Here is a 25,533-nt window from a genome sequence, read left to right as displayed (position 1 = left end):
AGTTACCAGTTGCGGGTTGCCAGTTGTGAGTCTATTCGTTGTTCGTAGTAACGAAGGACAATACTACTTAAACGGGCTACTCGTTACTGGTTATTAGTTGCCAGTTGTGCGCTAAATTCGTTAATCCTACTGAACTACTTCGACGTCTCAGCACTCAGCGATTCCGGAATCGATTGCGTAGTTTAATTTAAAGTTAAAAGATGCCTTTAAAGTGCCTGTGATTGATTTTTATAGCGTGTTGCCTATTTTAAACAGGACACCACAGGATGCAGGCGATTCTCGGGCTCTTTAATATTGTAACTAGCAAAGAACGTCCTATAAGACCATCAAGCTAACCAAAGGGTAAATAACTCGCATAAAAAGATACGCAGATAACACAACAAACAGGCTTGCTAAAGAAGTTTATCGGCTTCTTACGTAAATAATTATTTTAACCATGTGTAATATGAACCAAAAATCAGAAAGAAACCAGACACGGCGACTACAAGTACACGCACTTGTAATACAGAGAGGGATTGGGTGGTTTTTCTTGTGCCTGATGTTATTTAGTTTTCCAATTAGCCTATGGGCACAGGAAACGGTAAAGGGAAAAGTGGTAAGTGCTCAGGATGGGCAGGTCTTACCAGGAGTGTCGGTGCTTGTAAAGGGGAAAAAGGGTGGAACGAGCACGGATGCTAATGGAAATTTTGCCATTCAAGCTGCGCAGAATGAAATCTTGATTTTTTCCTTCGTTGGACATAAATCAAAAGAGGTAGCGGTTACAGGTCCTGTTTTAAATGTTACTCTAGAGGGAGACAGCCAGGGTTTGGATGAAGTAGTAGTAGTGGGATATGGACAACAAAAGCGTGGAAATATTACGGGAGCAGTAAGCTCTATGAATACCGAAAAATTGGCCGAACGGCCGCTTCCACGCGTCGATCAGGCTTTGACCGGGCAGATGGCAGGTGTTCGTGTAAAGCAAACGACGGGAAATCCTGGGCAGGGAATGAGTGTACAGGTACGTGGCGTTGGTTCTATATCTGCTGGGAACGAGCCGCTTTACGTTTTGGATGGTTTCCCTCTTTCGGGAGCAACACCTAATGCAAACGGTGGCTATTCCTCAGGGAACCCCTTGGATAATATTAATCCGAATGACATTGAGTCCATTCAGGTGCTGAAAGATGCTTCATCAGCGGCCATATATGGTTCACGGGCAGCAAATGGAGTGGTTATCATTACCACCAAAAAAGGAAAATCCGGAAAACCTTCGATTAATTTGAATACTTATGTGGGCTATAATGAGCGGAGCAAAAAACTCGATATGTTAAGTGGACCAGAATGGATCGATCGGGCTATCGAAATGATCGATTACCAATGGATAACTTCCGGTGCAGGCCGAACAGCCAATCAAACATCTGAGGAGAGACGACAAATATTAGGGTTGACGGCAGATCAGGTGAATACCAATTATATGATTGACGACCGTTGGCTACAGCCCGGTTATCCTGGACTGAATATGATCGACTGGCAAGATGAGACTTTCCGAAAAGGCCTAGTACAGAATTATCAGCTGTCAGCTAGCGGCGGTACAGATGCCGTAAAATATTATGTGTCGGGTAATTATAATGGGCAACAAGGGATGGTAAAAGAACAGGATTTTACCTCTTATTCAGCCCGCGCTAATGTGGAAGTGAAAGCCAATGATAAGCTCACATTCGGTATCAACTTAACACCAACCTATTCTATCAATAACGATCCTGGTATTGAAGGAAAAGATAATATTTTACATCAATTAGTCTCATTTACACCAGTACAGGAAGCGAGCGCCGGCTTGTATCCGAATGTAGGCGACAATGCACAGTATCGCTGGAGCACCTCAGCCAATAGCCCTGTTGGGAAATTAGAACAGACCTTGGCTGCTACCAAACGGTTTCGGACGGTAGGTTCACTATTTGCAGATTATCAGCTTATTGACGGACTGAATTTTAAAACGACTCTTAATTTGGATCATGTCGATAACACGTTTAAACGTTATGTCCCATTTACAATCACTGGTAGCCTACCAAATAGACAGTCGGATCTAACGAAGCGTACCTCTGGAACGTATAGTACCTTTAGAAGACAAACACTGGTAAACGAAAATACCTTAAGTTATAATAAAACGCTAGCCGAAGATCATAACATCTCTGCGTTACTTGGATTTTCTTATAATTCGGATAAATTGGATAACGCTACTATGTCTTCACAAAATGGCTATGGAAGCAGCACCATTACCACCTTGAATTATGCACTTGGAGTAACTGGAAATACTACCGAAACGAAAAATGTATTGCTTTCTTATTTTGGGCGTTTACAATATGCGTACCAGGATAAATATCTATTGAGTGTTTCTGCAAGACGTGATGGTTCTTCCCGATTTGGTGCGAATACCAAATGGGGTTGGTTCCCATCAGCTTCTGTAGGTTGGCGCGTTTCTCAGGAAGATTTTATGAAAGGAATCAGTGGTACCTTGAGCGATTTAAAGTTTCGGGCCAGTTGGGGTAAATCGGGTAATTACAATATAGGCGACTATAGTAGTTTATCGTTGTTAGGTAACTACGCTTATTCTTTGGGAGGCCAACTCGTGACAGGTCTGGCACCAAGCGGTATTTATAATCCGAATCTAACCTGGGAAAAGTCGAATACCTTTGACGTAGGGGTTGATCTTGGTTTTCTCAACAACCGGATTACTGCTACGGTTGATTACTATGACCGCAAGAGTACCGGTTTATTGTTGAATGTGCCGATATCGCAGATTACAGGCTTTGCCTCCTCATTGGATAATGCTGGAAGTGTACGTAATAGGGGCTGGGAATTGGAAATCAACAGCCAAAATATAACAGGTGCTGCTGATGCCTTTCAGTGGAGCACATCCTTCAATCTTAGTCATAATAGCAATAAATTGATCTCCTTGCCGAATGGACAATCACAAATCCTGATTCCGTCTTCTTTCGATATTTCACATAGTATCCTTCGTGTTGGCGATCCGATGTATAGCATCTACGTTGTCAGGCAAGAGGGAATTTTGTCGCAAGCAGACATTGATAATGGCGTTCCCTTATTCGGAAATCAAACGGCCGGAGATCCCAAATATTTTGATGCGAATGGCGATGGAGTGATTAACGAAAATGACCGTGTTATTGTAGGTCAGCCAAACCCGAAATATACCTGGGGTATTACCAATACTTTTCGTTATAAAGGTTTTGATCTGAGCGTACTGGTGCAAGGACAGTGGGGTGGCGGTATCTACTCCCTATTTGGTCGGGCTGTTAATAGAACAGGTACAGGCCTTGTCGACAACGTATTAGGCAGTTGGCGTGATCGCTGGCGATCGCCTGAAGATCCTGGAGCAGGTGAAGTGGGAAAAACCACCGGAACCTTTGGCCGTGTCAAGAATACGGATTGGTTTTATCCCTCAGATTATATACGCGTACGCAATATTACTTTGGGATATGACTTGGGACGGGTTATACCAAAAACAACATTTAAGGGCGCGCGGGTTTTCGTAACGGCGGAGAATTTCTTCGGCCATGACAAATATGACGGAGGCTTTAATCCGGAAGCAACGAATACCAACTTAAGTGGCAGTACACAATTCCCGGAAGCGGGTGATTACGGTGGTTTGCCAATTCCTAAGTCGCTTATTTTTGGACTTAACGTAACCTTTTAATGATAGGCTGAAGCTTATCTATAGAAATAGAGACAATCATTTTATAAAAATATACAGGTGATGAACAAGATTTTTTTAGCTTTTTTGGCTCTCGGGATCTTCACAAGTTGTGAAAAGGAGCTCGATCAACAACCTATTTCCGACCCTACAACGGAAACTTTTTATGCTATTCCAAACGATTTTATTCAAGGTGCAAATGCTATATATTCAACTTTGCGGGGTTATCCTGATCGGCAGTTGAATTTGTCGGAAACGCGCTCCGATAATTTGTATGCCGTATCTGATGGTGGCGTGCGGGATTGGGAAGGTATTAACGGATTTCATCGTAACCTGGTGGCCAACCCTTATGTTGCAGAGGCTTGGTTAACCAATTACAATGGTATCAATCGCGCCAATGTATTACTCGAGCAATTGGAGAAAAATGGAAGCATCGTAACAGATGAAGCGTTGCGTGGTCGACTGCAAGGGGAGGCCCGATTCTTACGGGCTTTCTTATATTTCGATTTGCTACGTTGGTTCGGAAGGGTTCCGCTGGTTGATCGCGTCATTACCGCTAGTGAAGCGGCTGCTATTCCGCAAAGTGATATTGCGGCGATTTATGATTTTATTATTGCTGACCTCCAAACGGCTATTCCATTGTTGCCAGCTAACAGCGCTTATGCAGGTGTCGATCGAGGCCGCGCAACGAATGCGGCAGCACGTAGCTTGTTGGCCTTGGTATACATGACGCGCTCGGGGCCTAACTTAGGGGTGAACGGTGCTGGTTTAGCCACTAACGATTGGCAAGAGGCAGCTTCCTTACTCGATGAAGTGATTAACTCAGGAGAATATCACTTCCTAGAAGGTGCTGGTGCTTACACATCGATCTTTTCATATGACAATGAATACAACAGTGAAGTCGTATTCGACATCCAGTATACAACAGGACAGAATCCCGTGGCGGGAGGTACTTTTGCTTGGTTGTTAGCGCCAGACACCTGGTTCAATGCCAATGGACATCCTAATCAGGGCGGACTTACCATTAGGCCAGTGTCTAACGATCTGTTGAATGCTTATGAACCGGGAGATATACGCAAAAGCTTTTCGATTCAAACAGGTTATGTCTTCAATGGAGCTGCGGAGCAACGTTCGTTCTTTAAAAAATACATTGATTTGTCACGCGTACCCAATAATCGGGAAGATTGGCCTATCAATTTCATTGTTTGGCGTTTTACGGATATTTTAATGTTAAAGGCAGAATGCACCCTGCACGGGGCATCTGGATCACAGCAAGAGGTAGATGAGGTTGTTAATCGCGTGCGTGCCAGAGCAGGCTTAGCTCCTACAAGCCAGGTTGACTTGGCGGGCTTAATGGAAGAGCGTAGAAAGGAATTTGCTGCAGAAGGATCAAGATGGCATGATCTGACACGCAGTGGCCTGGTAGAGCAGGTAATGACAAACTGGATAGAAAAAGAAGATGTGCAGTCACGTATTGATCCGTTTCAGTTGAATTATACATTATATCCTATTCCGCAGGCTGAGATTGATGCTAAACCGGGCGTTTATACACAGAATGCAGGATATTAAAAGGGTAAATGTTGAGTAGTTGATTCGTTAAGTAGTCTTCCGCTGCCTTTCATGTTGAGACATAAGGTTTTTAATAAACTCAAAGGAATGCAGATGACGATTTACAGTATTCGTTACCACTGAAAGGTCTCGAGGGAATAGTTGTTCGTTAGCTAAATACTGGCCTCCAAATCTTTGGGTAGCACAAGCTAAGTAGCTAGGCTAACTTTGAAAGAAGATTTGCAGCCAGGAGTTTTTCGGTACCTTTTTGCGGAAAAAAGGTACATAAAAAAAAAGTAAACAAATGAAAAAACTTTTATTGATGATCCTTTTGCTTTCACAAGTGATAGCCTTAAAGGCACAGCCGCTACTGGAAACAGGCGGACAGCAGATGCCTGATGAATGGATTGACAAGACAACCAATCATCGGGTTATTCGTCTAGTAAGAAGGCCTGGGATTAATTTAAGCTTCTATTTTCACAATAATCCTTTTGTGGGCAATGAAATGGTTTTTTATGGAAGTAATGAGCGGCAGAAAGAAAGATATGTAGGTGAACTGAAAACGAAAGCGCAGGAAATTTACAACCTAAATGTGAAGGATAAGCAGTTATACACGGTTAATCTTTCTACACTGGCCGTAAAACAGTTAACGCACGAAAAATCCAATATTCAAGGAGAGATAGTAAATAAGCAAACCGGAAAGGCTTATTATCAATGCCTAGACAGCGTGTTTTCGGTGGATGTAAAAACTGGGCTAAGAGAATTGCTTTACGTTTTTCCAGCAGATTTCAAGGGATCTATCTCCACTGTAAATGCCGACGGCACGTTGCTTGGAGGTGTTTATGCTACCGAGAAGGAAAAAGAAATCTTTAAACAGAACCCCGAAAAACACCAATATTTCAATAGAATATATGAGGCCAAGCTTCCTCGTACTTTATTTACCATTGACATTAAAAAGAAGCAATTGCAAAAGGTCTTCACGGATAATGCTTGGTTGAACCACGTGCAATTTTCCCCCACGGATCCAACGCTTTTAATGTTTTGTCATGAAGGACCATGGCATAAAGTAGATCGGATTTGGACTATTGATGTAGAAAAGCGAGAGGAACCTAAATTAATTCATAAGAGAACCATGGATATGGAAATTGCTGGTCATGAATGGTTTAGTAAAGATGGTAAATATATTTGGTTTGATTTGCAACTACCTAGAGGGGAAACATTTTATGTGGGCGGCACCAACTTAGAAAACGGAGAAGAAAAAAAGTATCAACTGCAACGGAATGAGTGGTCGGTACATTTTACATCGGCGCATGATGGTCGAACGTTTGCAGGTGATGGCGGTGAACCTTCTGCAGTCGCTAAAGCTCCCGATGGGAAATATATTTATCTTTTTACACCGGAAGATGGGCATTTCAAGTCGGAAAAACTGGTGAATATGAAACATCATAATTATAAGCTTGAACCAAATGTCCATTATTCGCCAGACGGCAAATGGGTTATTTTTCGAGCCAACTTTGAAGGCTTCGAAGGAATTTATGCGGTTGAAATCAGTAGAAACACAAAAAAATGAGTTATACAAGGAAAGACTTTATTCATACCTTATCTTTCTCTTTAGCTGGAGCTCTTCTACAACAGCGTGCTCCTCTTTGGGCTAAAGACAAGAGTATAATAGGTAGTGAATCCGCTTTTTGCAAAAAACTTGTGCCAATTGGCAGAGCACTAGAACTCCCAGATTACTACGTGTGGTGTAATAGCCCGATTATCGCACCGGATGGTAAAACACACGTTTTTTTCTCTCGATGGAAAAAGTCTTTAGGTATGAGCGGCTGGATTAATGGATCCGAAATTGCACATGCGGTAGCGGAGGCGCTTGATCAACCTTTTGAAGTGCTGCAAACCGTGCTGGCGCCACGTGGTGCAGGTTATTGGGATGCTACTACTTGTCATAATCCCTTGATTAAAAAAATTGACGACAAATATTATCTTTTCTACATGGGCAATGCGAATGGCAAGACCAATACGAAGCGCATTGGTCTTGCCATTGCGGATTCAATTTTCGGCCCCTGGAAGCGCAGTGACGCACCCATTTTATTACCTGGAGCGGAAGGCGCTTGGGATGATCATTGCACTACCAATCCTGCCTGGGTGAAGGGTGAAGATGGGAATAGCTGGCTTTATTATAAATCTTGGAATACGAAAGATTACGAAACTGCAAAAGGAGCCATACGGGGAAATAGAAAATACGGACTTGCTTTTGCTGATCAGCCGGAAGGACCTTATAAGAAATATGAGCATAATCCGGTAATTGATTTTTCGTCAAAAGGGGCTAATCGACAATTTGAAGATGCTTTTGTATGGCGGGAGGGGGGTACTTACAAAATGATCGCACGAGATATGGGGGTGTTTAATCATGATGTAGGATTAATAATGGAATCGCAAGATGGTGTACATTGGTCAGAACCGCAAATAGCTTATCAAGCTTTAAGCTATTATGTACACGAACCCCCAGCACCAGCCCATCTTAAACGATATGGGCGATTGGAACGGCCCATGCTGCTGTTAGACGACAACAGTAAACCAACATGGTTATTTGGCGCTTCACAAGGGGGGAAGTATGAAACATCAAGTGCTTTCATTTTTAAATGCGAATACTAATTAAATAACCATTATAAACCAAATGAAAATGAACCCAATTCTATTCACCAACAGGCTCTTAAGGCAAAGTATTGGCTTATTAGGGCTAGCTGTCGTATTATCGTCATGTGAAAAAATGGCCGTGCAACAAGGCGAGGTTATGCAAGATGCACGCTTGTTAGCTTTTCCAGAAGCAGAGGGATTTGGAAAGTATGCGCTAGGCGCTCGGGGAGCAGAAAATCCTTCAATTTATATAGTTAACAATTTAAACGATAGCGGCCCCGGCTCATTTCGCGATGCCGTCAGTCAACCTGGTCGATTTGTTGTCTTTGCAGTAAGTGGCATAATCCGATTACAATCTAATTTAAGCGTGGCCGCCAATACAACAATAGCCGGTCAAACAGCTCCAGGAAAAGGAGTGGTGCTCTATGGAAGGAAAGCGACCTTTACGGGTGCAAATAATTCGATAACACGTTATTTAAGAATAAGATTAGGTGTAAATGGCGGTGCTTCTCGTAGTGATGATGCTTCGGGTGTAGCCAACGGTAAAAATATGATTTTCGATCATGTATCATTCTCTTGGGGGCAAGATGAGGTTTTTTCAATAAATTGGGATAATAAAGGTTATGAACCCGATAGTATTACCATTCAAAATTCGATCATCGGGCAAGGACTTCATCGGCATAATCATTCGGCCGGGGGACTGATTCAAACAAGTAATGGAAGAATCAGTATCTTGAAAAGCCTTTACACAAGTAATAAAACGAGAAATCCAAAAGTGAAAGGCTATAATGAATTTGTCAATAACGTGGTTTACAATTGGGGGAATTTAGATAATCCCATGGGGCATACCGTCTCTGGTGATGCTTACATTATGGGTGGTTCGGCTGGAATATCCCAAGTTAACGTCATAAATAATTATTTTGTCTCCGGTCCGCTTACACCTGTTAAAACAACACCTTTTTCAAGAGGCACCGGTACCTTTTATCTATATGCCGCAGGTAATTATTTCGACGCGAACAAAAATGGTTTGCTCGATGGCGATCTTGTTCCAGTGGATTCTGTAGGGTATCCTGGTTTGACTGATTCTAATTTTATGAGTCAAGCTTTTCCTTATCCATATAGTCAGCCTACTATGACGGCAGCACAGGCATTTGATTATGTATCTCAACAAGCAGGTGCTATTCAGCCGCAAAGGGACGAAGTAGATCAGTTAATGATCAGTGAGGTAAGGTCTAAAGGAGAGATGGGACGATATATTTATACGGAATCGGATGTGTCCTTACCCAATGATGGATTGGGGAATTACCCGGCAGTAATGCCGTTAAAAGATACAGACGGTGATGGTATTCCCGATGTATGGGAAAAAAAACTTGATCTGAATGCGAATGATCAATCAGATGCATTATTACCAAGCAGTGGGCAACCTGGTTACTTAAATATCGAAGTCTACATAAATGCACTAGCTTCACAATAACATTAATTTATAACAAAATGAATCTCCGTTCTATTGCTTCATTAGTATCGACCCTTATCTTAACTTTTATGCTTCAAACACCTGGTTTTGGTCAAGAGAAAACTTGGCTTTCCGCCAATGAGCCTATGCAAGAAATGAACGCGCTGAAACAGCAAATAAAAGCGCCTCGCTTCCCCGCAAAAGATTTTGCGATAACCGACTATGGTGCCGTGGGCGACGGGAAAACTAAAGCTACGGAAGCTTTTAAGAAGGCTATTGAGGCTTGTCACGAGAGTGGCGGGGGTAGGGTTATTGTTCCTTACGGAAAATTTCTCACAGGCGCCATTTACTTAAAAAGTAATGTGAATCTCCATTTAGCGGATAGTGCTACGATTGTATTTAGTAGAGATAGTTCCGACTACCCAATCGTATTTACGCGTTGGGAAGGGATGGAGTGTATGAATTATTCATCTTTCATTTATGCTTATGGGGAGGAAAATATTGCTATTACAGGCAATGGTACATTAGATGGTAATTCAAACAATGACTACTGGTGGTGGTGGTGTGGTGCGAAAAAATTCGGTTGGAATGAAAAGCTGGGGAAACAGACACCAGCACGGAATGCCTTACATGAGATGATGCATCAAGAGCTTGATCCAAAGAAACGGATATTCGGTGACGGCCATTACCTTAGACCTAACTTTATACAACCTTACAATTGTAAAAACGTATGGATTGCAGAGGTGAAAATGGTGAATTCACCTATGTGGAACCTCAATCCGGTATTATGCGAAAATGTTTTGATTGAAAAAGTGAAGATAATCAGTAGCGGACCAAATAATGATGGCTGTGATCCAGAAGCGTGTAAAAATGTATGGATACGCGATTGCTATTTTGATACGGGAGATGATTGTATTGCAATAAAATCTGGTAGGGATGAAGATGGGCGTAATATTGGAAGGCCCGCAGAAAATCATATTATCGAGAACTGTGTTATGAAAGATGGTCATGGTGGAGTAGTCATAGGGAGTGAAATAGCTGGAGGAGCTAAAAATATTTATGCGATCAATTGCCAAATGGACAGCCCTAATCTAGATCGCGTATTAAGAATAAAAACAAGCTCTAGTCGCGGCGGCATCATCGAAAATGTATTTATGAAAGATGTGCAAGTAGGCACCTTTCGGGAAGCTGCCGTTAAGTGTAATATGTTTTATGAAAAACCGGGAAATCACATTCCAACCATTCGTAATGTTTGGGTAGAAAATTTACGAGTAGAAAAAGGAGGGCAGTATGCATTAATGGTTGCTGCGTACAAAGAATCTCCCGTAACAAATTTACGTATGGTAAACTGTGATATCCAAGGAATAAAAGAACCCTTTAAGGTAGATCATGTAAAGAACCTTGTGTTCGAAGGAGTGAAAATAAATGGGAACATGATGGAAGCACCGAAAGGCGTTGATTAGTTGCGCGTTGTGAGTTGCCAGTTGTGAGGAATACAACCCAAGGTTTAGTGTATAGGCCTGAACGGCCTCAAGAGATGAGCGTCAAGAAAAATTTGTTGGCGGTGAATAAAATCTAAGTGAAGAAGTGAGGTGAGTTAAGGGAGAGTCGAAGGAATTAACTTTCATATAAATAAAGATCGGCCTCAAAAGGTTCGGGTGGCAAAAGCTAAGTAGTGGTAGATACATTCAAAGAACGTTTTAAGCCGAGAGCTTTCTTTGTTACTTTCTTTCGCGGAGAAAGAAAGTAAATAATTAGTTATGATAAAAAACACACATTTTCTGTTCCTGACGATGGCGATAGGCTTAACCTTATCGGGCAATTCATCTTATGCACAGCAAAATGAAAATAAACCCCTATGGCACGGACTAGTGCGTGAAGTACATTATAAGCCAGATGGCGAAGATTTTGTTTTGGTAAAGGGAAAAAGACGCTTCAATCGAGCGTTTTACGGCACCAATACTGCTTTTCGGGTGGAAGCAGGTGATTTACCCGAGTTTGCTTTGTATATGCCAGGTATGGGTGGAAATTTACAGTTTGTGTTAATAAGTGGCGATAAGACGAAAAAGCTGATCGATGCAGATAGTATTGAAACGCGCTATCGACCGGGAAGTATGCATTACGTTATCAAAGACGTGTTATTGGGTAAGGGGCAGCTAAAGTTGCGGTTACTGGCTCAGGCAGCTGTCGAAGGGCTCATTCTTCGTATCGAAGGAGAAGATATTACTACGCCTGTAAAATTATTGGCGATATATGGTGGGGCGAGTGGACAAAATTTCAGTCGTTCCGGTGATATCGGTGCCGATCCCGAATCGAGCTTTTATCTGTTGCCTGAGCACTGCGAAGGGAATACGGTTAGCATTCGTGAGCGCTCATTCCACCTAAATTATTTAAATAAGAAAAAAGAAGAGCAACAGCTGGTAGGGGCCTTCTCAGGTAAGCCTGCGTTGAAAATACTGGACGCAAATAAATTAGATAATTTGCCAGCACTTTGGACGAGTTCGGCAAGTGATCGCCCTGTATTAGGAGGGCAGTATACACTGCAGGATCAGCCTAACATCTATATTTCTATCCAACAAGCAATGGATACTGTAGTACAAGATGATGAATCGCTAGCGGTTACCTTTCAAAGGGCAGAAGAAAAGCAGCAGAGTTTAGCTGGACGCGTAAAGCTAAAAACACCGGATCCGTATATCAATACCTTGGGTGGGGCTTTGGCTGTCGCAGCGGATGCAATCTGGGAATCACCCACCTTTTTACATGGTGCAGTGGCCTGGCGCATGCGCCTGAATGCTTGGCGTGGGGCGTATGCGGCTGATCCTTTGGGATGGCATGATCGAGCTAAGTTGCATTTTACCAGTTATCTTCATTCGCAGGTGTTGGAACCTAGAGACGGACCAGTAGTGCCGGATACCTCGAGGCACCTGGCAAGACAACTCGAAGAGATGGGAACGACTGTATTTTCCAGCGGATATATATCGAGAAATCCGAATGATAATACGAAGCCGCATCATTATGATATGAATCTGGTATTTTTTGATCAGTTGTATAACCATTTCCAATATACAGGAGATACCACATTTATAAAAGCTAGTTGGCCAGCTATCAAAAGACATTTAGCATGGGAAAAAAGAAATTTCGATCGAGATGGTGATGGCTTATATGATGCTTATTGTGCCATTTGGGCGAGTGATGCGCTGCAATATAGCGGAGGAGGGGTAACGCACACGTCCGCTTATAACTATCGAAGCTTTGATATGGCTGCTCGATTGGCAGCAATTGTTGGCGAAGATCCGGAACCCTACAGACAGGAGGCTACGAAAATCAAAGAAGCGGTAGACAAGCATTTGTGGTTAAGGGATAAAGGTTGGTATGCTGAATATAAAGATTTATTGGGAGCGCAATTACCGCACGAACAACCAGGCCTTTGGACAATCTATCATGCACTCGACACACGGATTTCCTCACCTTTTCAGCAATATCAAGCGCTCAAATATGTTGATAATCATATTCCGCAGATCCCCATACAGGCAAGTGGATTACAGGAACAAGGATTGTATACCCTATCTACTACAAATTGGCAACCCTATACTTGGTCGATTAACAATGTTGCCTTGGCCGAAAATCTCCAAACGGCACTCGCTTATTGGCAAGGTGGACGGGAGGAAGAGGCCTTTACCTTATGGAAGAGCAACCTCATCGAGAGCATGTACTTAGGTGCCAGTCCGGGTAATTTTCAGCAACTATCGTTTTACGATGCCCAAAGAGGAGAATTATACAGGGATTTTGCAGATCCTATTGGAGTGGCTGCTCGCACCTTAGTAGAAGGATTGTTCGGAATTTATCCAGATGCATTGGCTGATACGCTTACCATTCGTCCCGGCTTTCCTCAAATCTGGGAAGAGGCCAGTCTGGACATTCCTGATATTAATTTTTCATTTAAGCGTGTCGGACTAGTTGATCAATATGTTATTCAACCTAAGTATCAAAAGAGGATGCATGTAAACTTGCTTTTGAAGACGAAAAAAGAAGTGAGGCGTGTTAAGGTCGACGGAAAAGAAGTGGCTTGGAACTGGGTAGAAGAAGCCATGGGGAAACCAACACTTCAATTGATATTGCCTAAGGCGGAGCAATACCGGGTTGAAATCGAATGGGCTGATAAGGAAATCGCTACGCTGACGTATCCGAATAAAATAGCCTCAGGTAAAGAACTAAGGCTAAATATGGGTGAAGCACGTATTGTGGACACCTATGATCCGCAACAAATATTGGCCAACTATTCAAATGAGGAAAAACAGTTTGCCTTTAAGCATACAGGTAAGTCTACGTTCTTTGTGAAATTAAAGCAAGCCGACATACAGTGGTGGATGCCCATAGATATAAACATTGCAGAAATAGACAAGCATGAGTTTACTTCAAGCGAACGAAACGAAGAAAAGGGTGAATATGAAATGCTAAATTTAGGGGAAGTCTTTAATGGAAAGGTGACGGAATTGTTTAAGCAACGCTATCTGAGTCCACGGCCCAGCGCACCCACGCTGCAATTACCTTGGCAAGGTATTGGTAACTGGTGCTATCCTTTGATTGAACCTGTTTTAGATGATGAGGGGATAAAACGCCAAGCCAAAGAACAGGGTCGTATACTATTACCAAGCGGAGTACCTATAAAATTAGCTGCCGACGGAAGTGATATTATGCTTACATCGCAATGGGATAATTATCCGACAAAGAAGACGGTTCCCCTAAGAGGGAAAGCTAGGCATGCTTATTTTCTGATGGCAGGAACCACCAACCCGATGCAGAGCCAGTTTACGAATGGTTTGTTGACGGTTATTTATGCAGACGGGACAAAAGACGTGTTAGCGCTTCGAAATCCGGATAATTGGTGGCCTATTGAACAAGATTATGAGGACGACGGTTATGCCTTTTCCCTGCCTTCTGTGAAACCTTACCGAGTGTACCTAAAGACAGGCAAAATAATACGTGGTGGTGAGGGAAGCTATTATGAAATAAAAGGCTTTACGAAACGGGCGATTGATGGTGGTGCAGCTACGGTGCTCGATTTCGCTTTAGATCCTAACAAGGAACTGAAATCTTTAGAAGTGCGGGCCGTTGCTAATGACGTGGTGATAGGTTTGATGGGTGTTACGCTGGAACGTGGAGTAGAGTAATGAATGAATAATGAATTGAGTGATGAGTGATGAGATTAAAATATACTCAAATCATTAACTGGGGAGCGTGAACAATATGACAACATGTATCCTTATGTCTTACTGTATTAAACTACGGCACGCCTTAGGGATCGACCTTATGAGATGAGCGTTAAGAAAAATTTGTATTGAAGTGCCAAAAAGCTAAGTGAGGAAGTGAAGTGAAACGAACGGCTCCACTAAGCTGTGGGTAAGGGCAAATTTTTAGCGAAAATCATGAAGTCTTGAGTTTTGGTTCTTTTCGTCAAGGAAAAGAACAGAAATAAAAGAAAAGAATATAAATTATACTGAAATAGCATGATTAAATACCAAAAAAGAAAACTTTATTTATTGACCCTTTTTTTAGGAGTTACAGGACTTATCTCTTGTAACAATCAATCTGAAGATAAACATGAAGGTACCATTGATCGTCAGGCCGTTGTAACCAGACATAACATTGTAAACGAATCCATTGATTCACTAAGTTCGCTTACCATTGGAAATGGTGCTTTTGCTTTTACCGTAGATGTTACTGGTTTACAAACTTTCCCATTAACCTATCAAAATGGTGTAGCACTAGGAACCCAATCAGAATGGGGCTGGGATAGTTTTAAAAATGAGAAAAATTACCGTTTTGAGGAAACGCTGAAAGGTTATGATTTCAACAATGAAGGTAGAGATGCAAAGTATAGTATTCAATGGAAGGAGCCTCAACGAAATAAAGAGGCGACTGATTGGTTTAGAGAGAATGCCCACCGCTTGCAACTAGGTAATATTGGTTTTGAATTATACAAAAAGGATGGAGTTTTAGCACAAGCAGACGATTTAACAAATATACATCAAGAACTGAATCTGTGGACCGGAGAAATTCATAGTTCCTTTCAAGTGGAAGGTGAAGTAGTAGACGTATATACTGCGGCACACCAACAACAGGATCAGATAGCTGTTAAGGTACAGTCGCCATTGATTAAAGAGGAGCGTTTAAATATCTACATTCGTTATCCTTATCCAACCGCAGAATTTTTAGATGAAGGAACCTTTTGGGAACATCCCGAACTTCACAAAACCGAAATTGTCATGAGCGATGGGCAATCGGCAAGTATCCTTCATCAATTGGAAGGAACGGGTTATGAAACAACTCTTGCATTCAGCGAAGGTAAACTTGCCGCTGGGAAAGAAGCGCATTATTTCGTGTATCACCCAGCAAAAAATACAACACAAATGGAATTCAGTGCAGCTTTTTCTCCCAAAAAAATGGAAAGTGAAAAAGTGATGTTGTACAACAAAACCTTGGCAAGCAGCACCCAAGGCTGGGCTGATTTTTGGATGAGTGGAGCTGCAATAGATTTTGCTGGAAGTACCGACAAAAGAGCGAAGGAGTTGGAAAGACGCGTAGTCTTATCGGAATATCTTACCAAGGTGCAATGTACCGGCAATTATCCACCGCAAGAAACAGGATTGACATTTAATAGTTGGTACGGTAAACCCCATACGGAGATGCATTGGTGGCATGCGGTACATTTTGCGCTATGGGGTCGCGTAGAGCTGATGGAAAAAAGTTTAGGGTATTATGCGAATACCATAGAGAAGGCAAGGGGAATAGCGAAACGCCAGGGGTACGAAGGCGTTCGATGGCAGAAGATGTCGGATAATGAGGGAAATGAAAGCCCTTCTTCAGTTGCCGCTTTTCTCATTTGGCAACAACCCCATTTTATCTACATGGCTGAATTGGCCTACCGTGATAAAGAAGATCCAAAAGTAATCGAGAAATATAAAGATTTAGTTTTTGCTACCGCAGATTTTATGGCTTCATTTCCAACTTATGATAAAGAAAAAGATCGCTATAATCTAGGTAAAGGGGTGATCCCTGCGCAGGAAGTATTTAAAGCCGCCGAAACATTTAACCCTACATATGAAGTGGCCTACTGGGATTGGGCGCTACGCATCGCACAACAGTGGCGTAAACGTGCAGGCATGGAACCAAATAAAAAGTGGGAAGAAGTCATACAAAAATTGGCTGCATTACCTGTTCAAGATAATGTTTATCTGGCCACTGAAAGTGCTCCAGATTCGTATACAAACCCCAAATGGAAGACCGATCATCCGGCCGTGTTGGGCGCCTTAGGAATGGTTCCTGAATCACCTAAATTAGATAAGGAAATTATGAAAAATACGCTCGACACAGTTTGGAAAACTTGGTCGTGGGAAAAAACCTGGGGTTGGGATTTCCCTATGACGGCCATGAATGCTGCACGCTTAGGATTACCGGATAAAGCCTTGGATGCACTGTTTATGGATATTCAAACCAACACATACCTTAAAAATGGACATAACTATCAGGATGGTAGATTGAGGATTTATTTACCAGGTAATGGCGGTGTACTTGCTGCGGTTGCGATGATGGCAGGCGGTTGGGATGGAAGCCAGGGGGATTTGCCCGGATTTCCAAAAGATGGATCTTGGAAGATAAAAACAGAAGGATTTAAATTAATGCCTTAATGTGATTAACAGGATACTACAGGTTGCAATAAATGTCAATTTTACGTATAATAGTAACCTATACGCTAATTGTAAAGTCCTGTTGAAATTCATTTTTTAGCAAGACAAAGGACAGTTGATGACGATTTAGTCATATTTCTTTGCACCGTAGGATTCGGAGGAACAGCTGTTCGTCAGCTAAAAACTGGCCTGAAAATCTTCGGATAGTATAGGCTAAGTAATTGTAGATACTTTGAAAGAAGATTTTAAGCCAGGAGTTTTGGGTACCTTTTGCGGAAAAAGGTACACGTCATTGGTAGATGGTATTATCTTGGAATCATTTTTTTCTTTATCTAAATGGTTCTTAGGTTGTTCCTAAATCGTTGTCTAAAATTATATTAAGCTAACGAATGAAAAAAAGAAGTACAATAGTAAAATTGTTCCTTTTGTTACTTGCTATTGGGCTTTTATCGGCCAGGTGGAAGGAAAGACGTCCGACAATTTACATTATTGGCGATTCGACGGTAAAGAATGGCAAAGGAGACGGTAGTAATGGTCAATGGGGTTGGGGCAGTATTTTGCCCACTTATTTTGATACAACAAGACTTTCTGTTGAGAACTATGCATTGGGCGGCACCAGTACCCGTACCTATTTCACGAAGGGGCTTTGGGAGAAAGTATTAAATAAACTAAAGAAAGATGATTTTTTAATCATGCAATTTGGACATAACGATAGTAGTCCGTTAGATGATACTGCCCGTGCTAGAGGAACTTTAAAAGGATTTGGTAATGAAAGTAAAGAAATATATAATCCCATCACCAAACAACAGGAAGTGGTACATACCTACGGTTGGTATTTGTCTAAATTTATTAAAGAAGCCAAAAGGAAAGGTGCCCAAGTGATCGTATGTTCTCCCATTCCACGTAACAAATGGATTGGTAATAAGTTACAGCGGGATACCGATAACTACCCAAAATGGGCAAAGGAAGTTGCTACTCGCGAACAGGTTAGCTTTATTCCTTTGCACGATTTGATTGCCGATTATTATAACCAAATAGGAGAAGATCAAGTGAATACTTTTTTTCCAAGCGATCATACCCACACCAATTTGGAAGGTGCAAGAAGAAATGCTGAAATCATTGTAGAAACAATAGAGAAATTACCGGATAATAATCTAAAAGATTACCTTAAATAAGCACATATTCAATAAATGGCTATCGGGTAAATTATCCAAAGAATACAGGTCAGTAATGTAGATGGTCGAAGGAGAAACCATTCGCTATATAAAATTGGCCTCAAAATATTCTGGTAGCACTATCTAAGTAATGGTAGAGGCTTTGTCAGAAGATTTTTCATTGTTGTGTTAGTTTTCATACGGCAATGAAGCTTGCTTCGCAGGTTAAGCCAGAGCTTTTGGTTACCTTTTTGCGGACCTTTCCATGAAATGGAAAAGCTCGAATGCAATTAAAACATACAATTGATGAGAAAAAAAGGTAAACGAATTAAAGAGAAGTATAGTTAAGTATAATATTCAATACTCATATTCAATAACAATAATTATGAATAAATCAGTCTATAGGAGCCTTTTTAAACTAGTTGCGTTTAGCTGTCTTAGTATAATGGTGGTCTCCGTTTACGGTCAAAAATTACCAAAGAAAGGTCAGCTTCTCGAACAATTAAGATTAGCCAATAATTACTTTATGGAAAAATGGCCCGACGCGGGCAAAACCATTATTACCAATAAAGAACGTCCAGCGAATATCTGGACACGTGCAGTATATTACGAAGGCTTAATGGCATTATATACCATAGATAAAGATAAACGCTATCACGACTATGCAACGCAATGGGGAGAAAAGCATCAATGGGCTCCGGCACGTGATTTATTCACGCGCAACGCCGATAATCAATGCTGCGGACAAACGTATATTGATCTTTATCGATTAGATAAAAATCCAATTCAACTAAAAGCTATCAAGGAAAATATCGATGCAATGGTGAATAGCGATAAGGTGGACGATTGGAATTGGATCGATGCGATACAGATGTCCATGCCTATATTTGTTAAACTGGGAGTCACTTCTAACGATACAAAATATTTTGATAAAATGTATGCCCTTTACAGCCATACAAAAAATCAACAAGGAGGGAAGGGCCTATATAACCGGCAAGATAAATTATGGTGGCGTGATAAAGATTTTGTTCCGCCCTATAAAGAACCGAACGGAGAAGATTGTTATTGGTCGCGCGGTAACGGTTGGGTAGTGGCAGCGCTCGTGAGGGTACTGGACGAGCTACCTGCTTCAGATCCGCATTACCAAGAATACTTGCAAGATTTGAAAGATATGCTGGGTGCTTTAGCTCCTCTTCAAAGAAAAGACGGTTTCTGGAACGCGAGCCTTCATGATCCGACAAATTTCGGTGGAAAAGAAGCAAGTGGTACAGCGCTTTTCACCTATGGTATGGCTTGGGCCATGAATAAAGGACTAGTAGAGAAGAAAGCATATATGCCGATTGTACAGAAGGCTTGGAATGCGTTGAGTAAAGAATCATTGCATGAAAATGGTTTCTTAGGTTATTTGCAAGGAACAGGGAAAGAGCCAAAAGACGGACAACCTGTTACGTATACGAGTAAACCGGATTTTGAAGATTATGGTTTAGGGTGTTTTTTATTAGCCGGAACGGAAGTGTATAGGCTAATTAGTCAATAAGTTGAATAGTTAAGTAGTATTGCCCTTAGAATCGTCATTACACATAAGCAACAACGAGTAACAAATAACCAACAACGAATAACCAGTAATGTCAAAAATAGCATTCAAAATGAAATTAATGCCTGGCTTTCAGGAAGAGTATAAAAGACGACATAATGCCTTGTGGCCTGAAGTAAAGGCATTACTCAAAGAGCATGGTGTTGCAGATTACACAATCTTTTTAGATGAAGAAACGAATACCTTATTTGCTGTACAACAACAAGGTGATAGTTCTTCGCAAGATTTGGGTGACTATCCAATTGTAAAAAAATGGTGGGCTTATATGGCTGATATTATGGAGACGAACGCAGATAATTCGCCTGTTAGTACACCGTTAAAAACGGTTTTTCATTTAGATTAGTTATGATGTATTATCCGCGTTTCATAGGCTTTTGTCTGCTCTGTTTAATGAACATCAGCCCCCAAAAGACCAATGCGCAGTCAAATCTCTGGCCTACAATAAATAAAGAAATGAAACCCTGGACACGATGGTGGTGGATGGGAAATGCAGTAGATGAAAAAAATATAGCTGTATTACTAAAGAAGTACCAGCAAGTGGGAATTGGAGGAGTAGAAATTGCACCAATATATGGTGCAAAGGGCTATGAAGATCATTACCTTCAACACCTTTCTACTTCTTGGATGGATAAATTGCGTTATACGGTTAAACAGGCAGATAGTTTAAACATGGGAGTAGACCTAACCAATGGCACGGGTTGGCCCTTTGGCGGACCTCAGGTGGATAAAGAGCATGCCGCAACTAAATTAATCGTCAAACATTATCAAGTTGATAAAGGGAAGCCATTCATCGAAAAAATAAAATCGCCGGATGAAAAACAACCTGATGCCCCTTTACTTTCATTAACTGCTTATGGGACGGATGGCAAAGTATTATTGATAACCGATAAAGTGGATCAGGAAGGAAAGTTGCATTGGGAATCTAGCGACGAGCATTGGGATCTTTATGCTACCTTTTTAGGTAAAACGAAACAAAAAGTTAAACGAGCAGCACCCGGTGGGGATGGCTTTACGTTAGACCATTTTTCTGCTTCGGCTCTTAATCAATATCTTAAACCTTATGATCAAGCTTTCGATACGCAGACATTAGGTGTACGTGCATTTTACAATGATAGTTACGAGGTGTATGGAGCCGATTGGACTCCGGCGCTATTTGAAGTTTTTAAACAAAAAAGAGGGTATGACCTACGTTTATATATCCGTGCGTTTTTAAGTAATGATAGTACGGATCTTGTCTCAAGAGTTAAGTCTGACTACCGGGAAACACTTGCAGATATGTTGCTGGAGAATTTCACTAAACCCTGGACTGCCTGGGCGCATCGGCACCATGGCATTACTAAAAATCAAGCACATGGTTCGCCTGGAAATCTATTAGATCTTTATGCAGCCGTAGATATTCCGGAAGCAGAGACATTTGGTTCGAGTTATTTTCCTATTCCGGGATTGCGTAGAGATAGCGCCGATATACGGAATGTTGATCCGGATCCCATCATGTTAAAATTCGCTTCCTCAGCGGCACATGTAAGCGGTAAGAACTTAGTGTCGAGTGAAACCTTTACCTGGTTAACGGAGCATTTTAAAACGTCTTGGGCGCAGTGTAAGCCAGAGGTAGAGCAGGCTTTTTTAGCGGGTATAAATCATGTGTTTTATCATGGAACTACTTATTCTCCCACGGAGGTTAAGTGGCCAGGGTGGTTGTTTTACGCTTCGGTAAACTTTGTGCCTGCTAATAGTTTATGGCCTCATTTGTCGGGATTGAATACGTATATAACAAATGTTCAGTCGGTTTTACAAAATGGAAATGCTGATAATGAGTTGTTGATTTATTGGCCGGTATACGATGCCTGGGGAAATCCTAAAGGAAAAGATATGCCTTTAAAAGTGCATGATATTGATAAGTGGTTACACCCAACAGCCTTTTATAAAAGTGCGGTTAAATTAGAAGAGGAGGGCTACTCTTTCGATTTTATCTCTGACCATCTCTTACAAAACATACGTTATGAGGGAGGGGAATGGAAAACAGGGAATAATGCGCTTTCATATAAAGTTTTGTTAGTCCCTAAGACGGAGAAGATGCCGGTAACAACCTTAAAGGAGCTTATCCGATTAGCACAGGAGGGTGGGACAGTTGTTTTTCAATCGCTTCCGACAGATGTTCCCGGACTTCATGCGCTGGAAAATAGAAGAAAGGAATTTAGTCGCCTATTATCGGAGGTGAAAAATATAGCCACAGGTAGGTCTATAAAAAAAGGTAAAATCATCATTCAGGATAATTTTTTAGGAGGCTTGCAGGCAGAAAATGTTTATGGAGAACCCTTGGTAGACGAGGGCTTGAAGTTTATTAGAAGAAAGAGTGGACCCGACAGCTATTATTATATTGTAAACCATACGGCGAAAGCAGTTGATAAGTATATTCAATTGCTTCATCCTGCGCGCAACTATTATATAATGGACCCTTTGTCGAGACAAGTTGGTGTTGCGGAAAGTAAACGTGAGCATGAAAAACAGTATGTCAGAATACAGTTGAACCCTGGTGAATCGTGGATTATTAAGTCGACTCAAGAACAAAATCCAAAGGAAGTTTTATGGACGTATTTAGATAATCCATCTAAAAATATTTCCCTTAATGGGAATTGGGAAGTTTCTTTTAAAGAGGGTGGGCCGCAGTTGCCTAAAACGAATACAATTTCTTCTTTAAGGCCTTGGACAACCTTTACCGACAGTGCGGCAAGGTCATTTGCCGGATCCGCGATTTATAAGCTGTCATTTCAATTGCCAGAGATAAATGCAAAAGAGGTTTTGTTGCAATTGGATCAAGTTTATGAAAGCGCTAAAGTAAAGATCAACGGGCGGGAAGCAGGCATCATTTGGAGTATTCCATATAGACTTAGAGTAAAAGATTTACTGAAAAAGGGAAGTAATGTGATTGAAATTGAGGTGGCAAATCTGATGGCAAATCGTATAAGAGATATGGATAGAAAAGGATTAACCTGGCGGGCATATCATGAAATCAATTTTGTGAATATAAATTATGACCCGTTTGACGCAGCAAATTGGAAAATTTCTCCGTCTGGACTGGCAGGCAAGGCTGTCCTTATTCCGTATAACTAGCCACTTCCCGATTGCAGTAGTGTAATAGGATAGCCAAAAAGATACAGGATACTGCAGGTTGCCTATCTAAATAAAATAAGTTAAAATCGTAAATTGCCAAATGGCGCGTTCCATGTGAAACTGTTAGGTTTACACGTGATATTAATAACCATTTAGATTATGAACCGATTTTATACTATCGCATTGTTCTTTTTGTGCCTTAGTTGGCGGCACGCAGATGCTAGACAACAAGAGCTTGTTAACCAAGAGCTGTTGCAGAACCATTGGACAGCTAGGTGGATTACTTGTCCGGAAATTGCGCCGCGTGATTATGGCGTTTATCATTTTAGAAAGACTTTTGATATTCCTGCCATACCGGAAAAATTTATTATAAATGTTACGGCCGATAATCGCTATCGGCTTTTTGTGAATGGAAAGGCAGTAAGCAGTGGTCCTGCCAGGGGAGATCTGTATAATTGGTATTTTGAAACGGTTGATATTGCGCCTTTTTTGGTTTCAGGAAAAAATGTGATTGCAGCGCTGGTGTGGAATATGGGAACGTATGCCCCCGTTGCACAAATATCTAACCAAACTGGATTTTTATTACAAGGAAATTCGGAAAAGGAACAGCTAGTCAATACGAACAATTCCTGGAAAGTCTTGACAGATAAGGCATATAAGCCTTGTTCGACAGATAATGGAGCTCGATTGAAAGCCTACATGGTAATAGGTCCTGGCGATGAGGTAGATGGAGCGCTTTACCCTTGGAATTGGGAAAAGGGTGAATTCGATGATAGTAGTTGGACACATTCCTCAGAAATGGCGAGTCCTGCATCCTTAGGATATGGCACTGATAATTTATGGACACTGGTACCGCGCAATATCCCACAGATGGAAGAAAGCTTACAGCGCTTAAAAGAAGTACGACGAACGGATGGCGTACCGGTATCACAGGCATTTTTAAATGGAAAAGAAAGCTTGACCATTCCCGCGAATACCAAGGTCTCGATACTACTAGATCAAAGTTATAATACCGTTGCTTACCCGCAGCTCCTAGTAAGTAAAGGTAAAGGGGCGTCCATCAAATTATCATATGCAGAAACACTCTTTGATAATAATGGCCGAAAGGGAAACCGTAATGTAGTAGAAGGAAAAGAATTGATTGGCAATTACGATATTTTTAAACCAGATGGAGGCCGCCACCGTTTATTCAGACCTCTTTGGCTTAGAACCTATCGTTATTTACAATTGGATATCATGACGAGCGAAGAGCCCTTAGAGATAGAGGATCTCTACGGAATGTATACAGGTTATCCTTTTAAAGAGAATGCACATTTTAGCAGTGATGATGCTTCACTTGAAGAAATATGGAAGGTAGGGTGGCGCACCGCCCGGCTCTGCGCTGGAGAAACTTACTATGATTGTCCGTATTATGAGCAACTGCAATACGAGGCAGATACAAGGATACAGGCATTGATTTCAATGTATGTAGCAGGAGACGATCGCCTAGTAAGAAAAGCCTTGTTAGACTTTCATCATTCGCGCGTTCCAGAAGGACTCACCCAGGGACGATATCCAAGTAATCGGTTGCAGGTGATCCCCCCTTTCTCTCTGTGGTGGATTTCAATGGTGCATGATTATTGGATGCTTCGAAAAGATGACGCTTTTATTGAACAGTTTCTGATGGGGATGATGAGTGTATTAGATTGGTATGAAAAGCAGATAGACCAAGAAAAGAAAATGCTTGGACCGATGAAATGGTGGAATTTTGTGGATTATACGGATGTTTTTCCGAATGGTGTACCCGATGGAGCTACGGATGGAAACTCTTCTGTAATAACACTTCAATATGTGTATACCTTACAGCAGGCTGCAAAAATATTTGAATACTATCATAAGTCGGTAGCCGCTCAACATTATAAAAATCTTGCCGCTGAACTTGCTGTAGGCACTTATCAGCAATGTTTTGATATACAAAAAGGAGTGATGGCCAATACACCGGAAAAGAACGCTTATAGTCAACATGCGAGCATTATGGGAATCCTTACAGAAGCGATTCCTACTGCCGCACATAAAAAAACGATGGGCCGCGTGCTAAATGACTCCAGTTTAGGGCCTGCCACCTTTTACTATCGTTTTTATCTTACGCAAGCCATGAAAAAGGCAGGGATGGCAGATCTTTATTATGACCATTTAACACCTTGGCGTGACATGTTAAAAACAGGCCTTACAACCTTTGCCGAAAAGCCGGATCCTGCAAGATCAGATTGTCATGCTTGGAGTGCTAGTCCTAATTATGATTTTTTAGCAACTATTTGCGGCGTTATGCCGAGTGCCCCGGGCTTTGCAAAAGTAAGAATTGAACCAGCGCTGGGAGAGCTAAAACAGGTTAATGCCGTTATTCCACATCCTAAAGGGGAAATCAAGGTTTTTCTAAAACGCACCAACAAGAAAGGGCTTGAAGCAAGGGTTACTTTACCTGCCGATGTGCAAGGTGAATTTATTTGGGATAATAAGAAGGTAACACTAAAAGCAGGCGAACAAAAGTTTTCCATTTAATTTTAATTTTTCTTTAGATACTGTACAGGCATTGCTATCACCATTTTTTTGGTGGTAGTAATGCCTGCTTTTTTATTTCACAGGATGGTACAGGTTGCCACTTCTGGGCATTTGCTTTTACTTTA

General features: G+C 41.5%; 13 protein-coding genes. All 13 read left to right on the top strand.

Annotation, left to right across the window (positions count from 1 at the left end):
• The first annotated feature begins 445 nt into the window (after nt 1–445).
• The 13 genes from BMY50_RS25010 to BMY50_RS24950 all read left to right on the top strand — a co-directional run bounded on the left by BMY50_RS25010 (nt 446) and on the right by BMY50_RS24950 (nt 25,408).
• Nucleotides 446–3,688, top strand: coding sequence for a SusC/RagA family TonB-linked outer membrane protein (locus tag BMY50_RS25010; RefSeq protein ID WP_093331246.1), 3,243 nt, complete (start codon nt 446–448; stop codon nt 3,686–3,688).
• A 60-nt stretch (nt 3,689–3,748) separates the two neighbouring features.
• Nucleotides 3,749–5,254, top strand: a complete 1,506-nt coding sequence (locus tag BMY50_RS25005) for a RagB/SusD family nutrient uptake outer membrane protein (protein WP_093331242.1) — start codon at nt 3,749–3,751, stop codon at nt 5,252–5,254.
• 283 nt (nt 5,255–5,537) lie between these two features.
• The gene (locus BMY50_RS25000; protein ID WP_093331238.1) at nt 5,538–6,803 is read left to right on the top strand and encodes an oligogalacturonate lyase family protein; all 1,266 of its coding nucleotides are present in this window, start codon (nt 5,538–5,540) and stop codon (nt 6,801–6,803) included.
• Nucleotides 6,800–7,888: a glycoside hydrolase family protein gene (locus tag BMY50_RS24995; RefSeq protein ID WP_093331234.1), complete on the top strand. Its 1,089-nt coding sequence runs from the start codon at nt 6,800–6,802 to the stop codon at nt 7,886–7,888. The genes BMY50_RS25000 and BMY50_RS24995 overlap by 4 nt, the downstream gene beginning before the upstream one ends.
• A gap of 28 nt (nt 7,889–7,916) precedes the next feature.
• Entirely contained in the window at nt 7,917–9,344 is a 1,428-nt protein-coding gene (locus tag BMY50_RS24990; protein ID WP_093331295.1) for a pectate lyase family protein, read from the top strand.
• Between the two features lie 17 nt (nt 9,345–9,361).
• Nucleotides 9,362–10,786, top strand: coding sequence for a glycoside hydrolase family 28 protein (locus tag BMY50_RS24985; protein WP_238383887.1), 1,425 nt, complete (start codon nt 9,362–9,364; stop codon nt 10,784–10,786).
• A gap of 297 nt (nt 10,787–11,083) precedes the next feature.
• Nucleotides 11,084–14,494 carry a DUF4450 domain-containing protein gene (locus tag BMY50_RS24980; protein WP_202907939.1) on the top strand — a complete coding sequence of 1,137 codons (3,411 nt, stop codon included), beginning with the start codon at nt 11,084–11,086 and terminating at the stop codon, nt 14,492–14,494.
• Between the two features lie 336 nt (nt 14,495–14,830).
• Entirely contained in the window at nt 14,831–17,011 is a 2,181-nt protein-coding gene (locus tag BMY50_RS24975) for a hypothetical protein (protein ID WP_238383886.1), read from the top strand.
• 389 nt (nt 17,012–17,400) lie between these two features.
• Complete coding sequence (locus tag BMY50_RS24970; RefSeq protein WP_093331221.1) at nt 17,401–18,186, top strand: rhamnogalacturonan acetylesterase; 786 nt, start codon at nt 17,401–17,403, stop codon at nt 18,184–18,186.
• A gap of 364 nt (nt 18,187–18,550) precedes the next feature.
• On the top strand, nt 18,551–19,702 hold the full coding sequence (locus tag BMY50_RS24965; RefSeq protein ID WP_093331217.1) for a glycoside hydrolase family 88/105 protein: 1,152 nt from the start codon (nt 18,551–18,553) through the stop codon (nt 19,700–19,702).
• An 88-nt stretch (nt 19,703–19,790) separates the two neighbouring features.
• Nucleotides 19,791–20,102, top strand: coding sequence for an L-rhamnose mutarotase (rhaM, locus tag BMY50_RS24960; protein ID WP_093331213.1), 312 nt, complete (start codon nt 19,791–19,793; stop codon nt 20,100–20,102).
• A 110-nt stretch (nt 20,103–20,212) separates the two neighbouring features.
• Nucleotides 20,213–22,870, top strand: a complete 2,658-nt coding sequence (locus BMY50_RS24955; RefSeq protein WP_238383884.1) for a glycosyl hydrolase — start codon at nt 20,213–20,215, stop codon at nt 22,868–22,870.
• A 159-nt stretch (nt 22,871–23,029) separates the two neighbouring features.
• On the top strand, nt 23,030–25,408 hold the full coding sequence (locus tag BMY50_RS24950) for an alpha-L-rhamnosidase-related protein (protein ID WP_093331195.1): 2,379 nt from the start codon (nt 23,030–23,032) through the stop codon (nt 25,406–25,408).
• Nucleotides 25,409–25,533: the final 125 nt, after the last annotated feature.

It is taken from the genome of Olivibacter domesticus (assembly GCF_900109575.1).
Classification (GTDB): Bacteria; Bacteroidota; Bacteroidia; order Sphingobacteriales; family Sphingobacteriaceae; genus Olivibacter; species Olivibacter domesticus.
This window is presented reverse-complemented; position numbering and strand designations above follow the sequence as displayed.

Bases quoted from the DNA above. Each gene is read 5' to 3' on its own strand.
- rhaM (WP_093331213.1), top strand. From the start codon at position 19,791: ATGTCAAAAATAGCATTCAAAATGAAATTAATGCCTGGCTTTCAGGAA.
- BMY50_RS24995 (WP_093331234.1), top strand. From the start codon at position 6,800: ATGAGTTATACAAGGAAAGACTTTATTCATACCTTATCTTTCTCTTTA.
- BMY50_RS24980 (WP_202907939.1), top strand. From the start codon at position 11,084: ATGATAAAAAACACACATTTTCTGTTCCTGACGATGGCGATAGGCTTA.
- BMY50_RS25000 (WP_093331238.1), top strand. From the start codon at position 5,538: ATGAAAAAACTTTTATTGATGATCCTTTTGCTTTCACAAGTGATAGCC.
- BMY50_RS24990 (WP_093331295.1), top strand. From the start codon at position 7,917: ATGAACCCAATTCTATTCACCAACAGGCTCTTAAGGCAAAGTATTGGC.
- BMY50_RS25005 (WP_093331242.1), top strand. From the start codon at position 3,749: ATGAACAAGATTTTTTTAGCTTTTTTGGCTCTCGGGATCTTCACAAGT.
- BMY50_RS24965 (WP_093331217.1), top strand. From the start codon at position 18,551: ATGAATAAATCAGTCTATAGGAGCCTTTTTAAACTAGTTGCGTTTAGC.
- BMY50_RS24975 (WP_238383886.1), top strand. From the start codon at position 14,831: ATGATTAAATACCAAAAAAGAAAACTTTATTTATTGACCCTTTTTTTA.
- BMY50_RS24955 (WP_238383884.1), top strand. From the start codon at position 20,213: ATGAAACCCTGGACACGATGGTGGTGGATGGGAAATGCAGTAGATGAA.
- BMY50_RS24950 (WP_093331195.1), top strand. From the start codon at position 23,030: ATGAACCGATTTTATACTATCGCATTGTTCTTTTTGTGCCTTAGTTGG.
- BMY50_RS24970 (WP_093331221.1), top strand. From the start codon at position 17,401: ATGAAAAAAAGAAGTACAATAGTAAAATTGTTCCTTTTGTTACTTGCT.
- BMY50_RS24985 (WP_238383887.1), top strand. From the start codon at position 9,362: ATGAATCTCCGTTCTATTGCTTCATTAGTATCGACCCTTATCTTAACT.
- BMY50_RS25010 (WP_093331246.1), top strand. From the start codon at position 446: ATGAACCAAAAATCAGAAAGAAACCAGACACGGCGACTACAAGTACAC.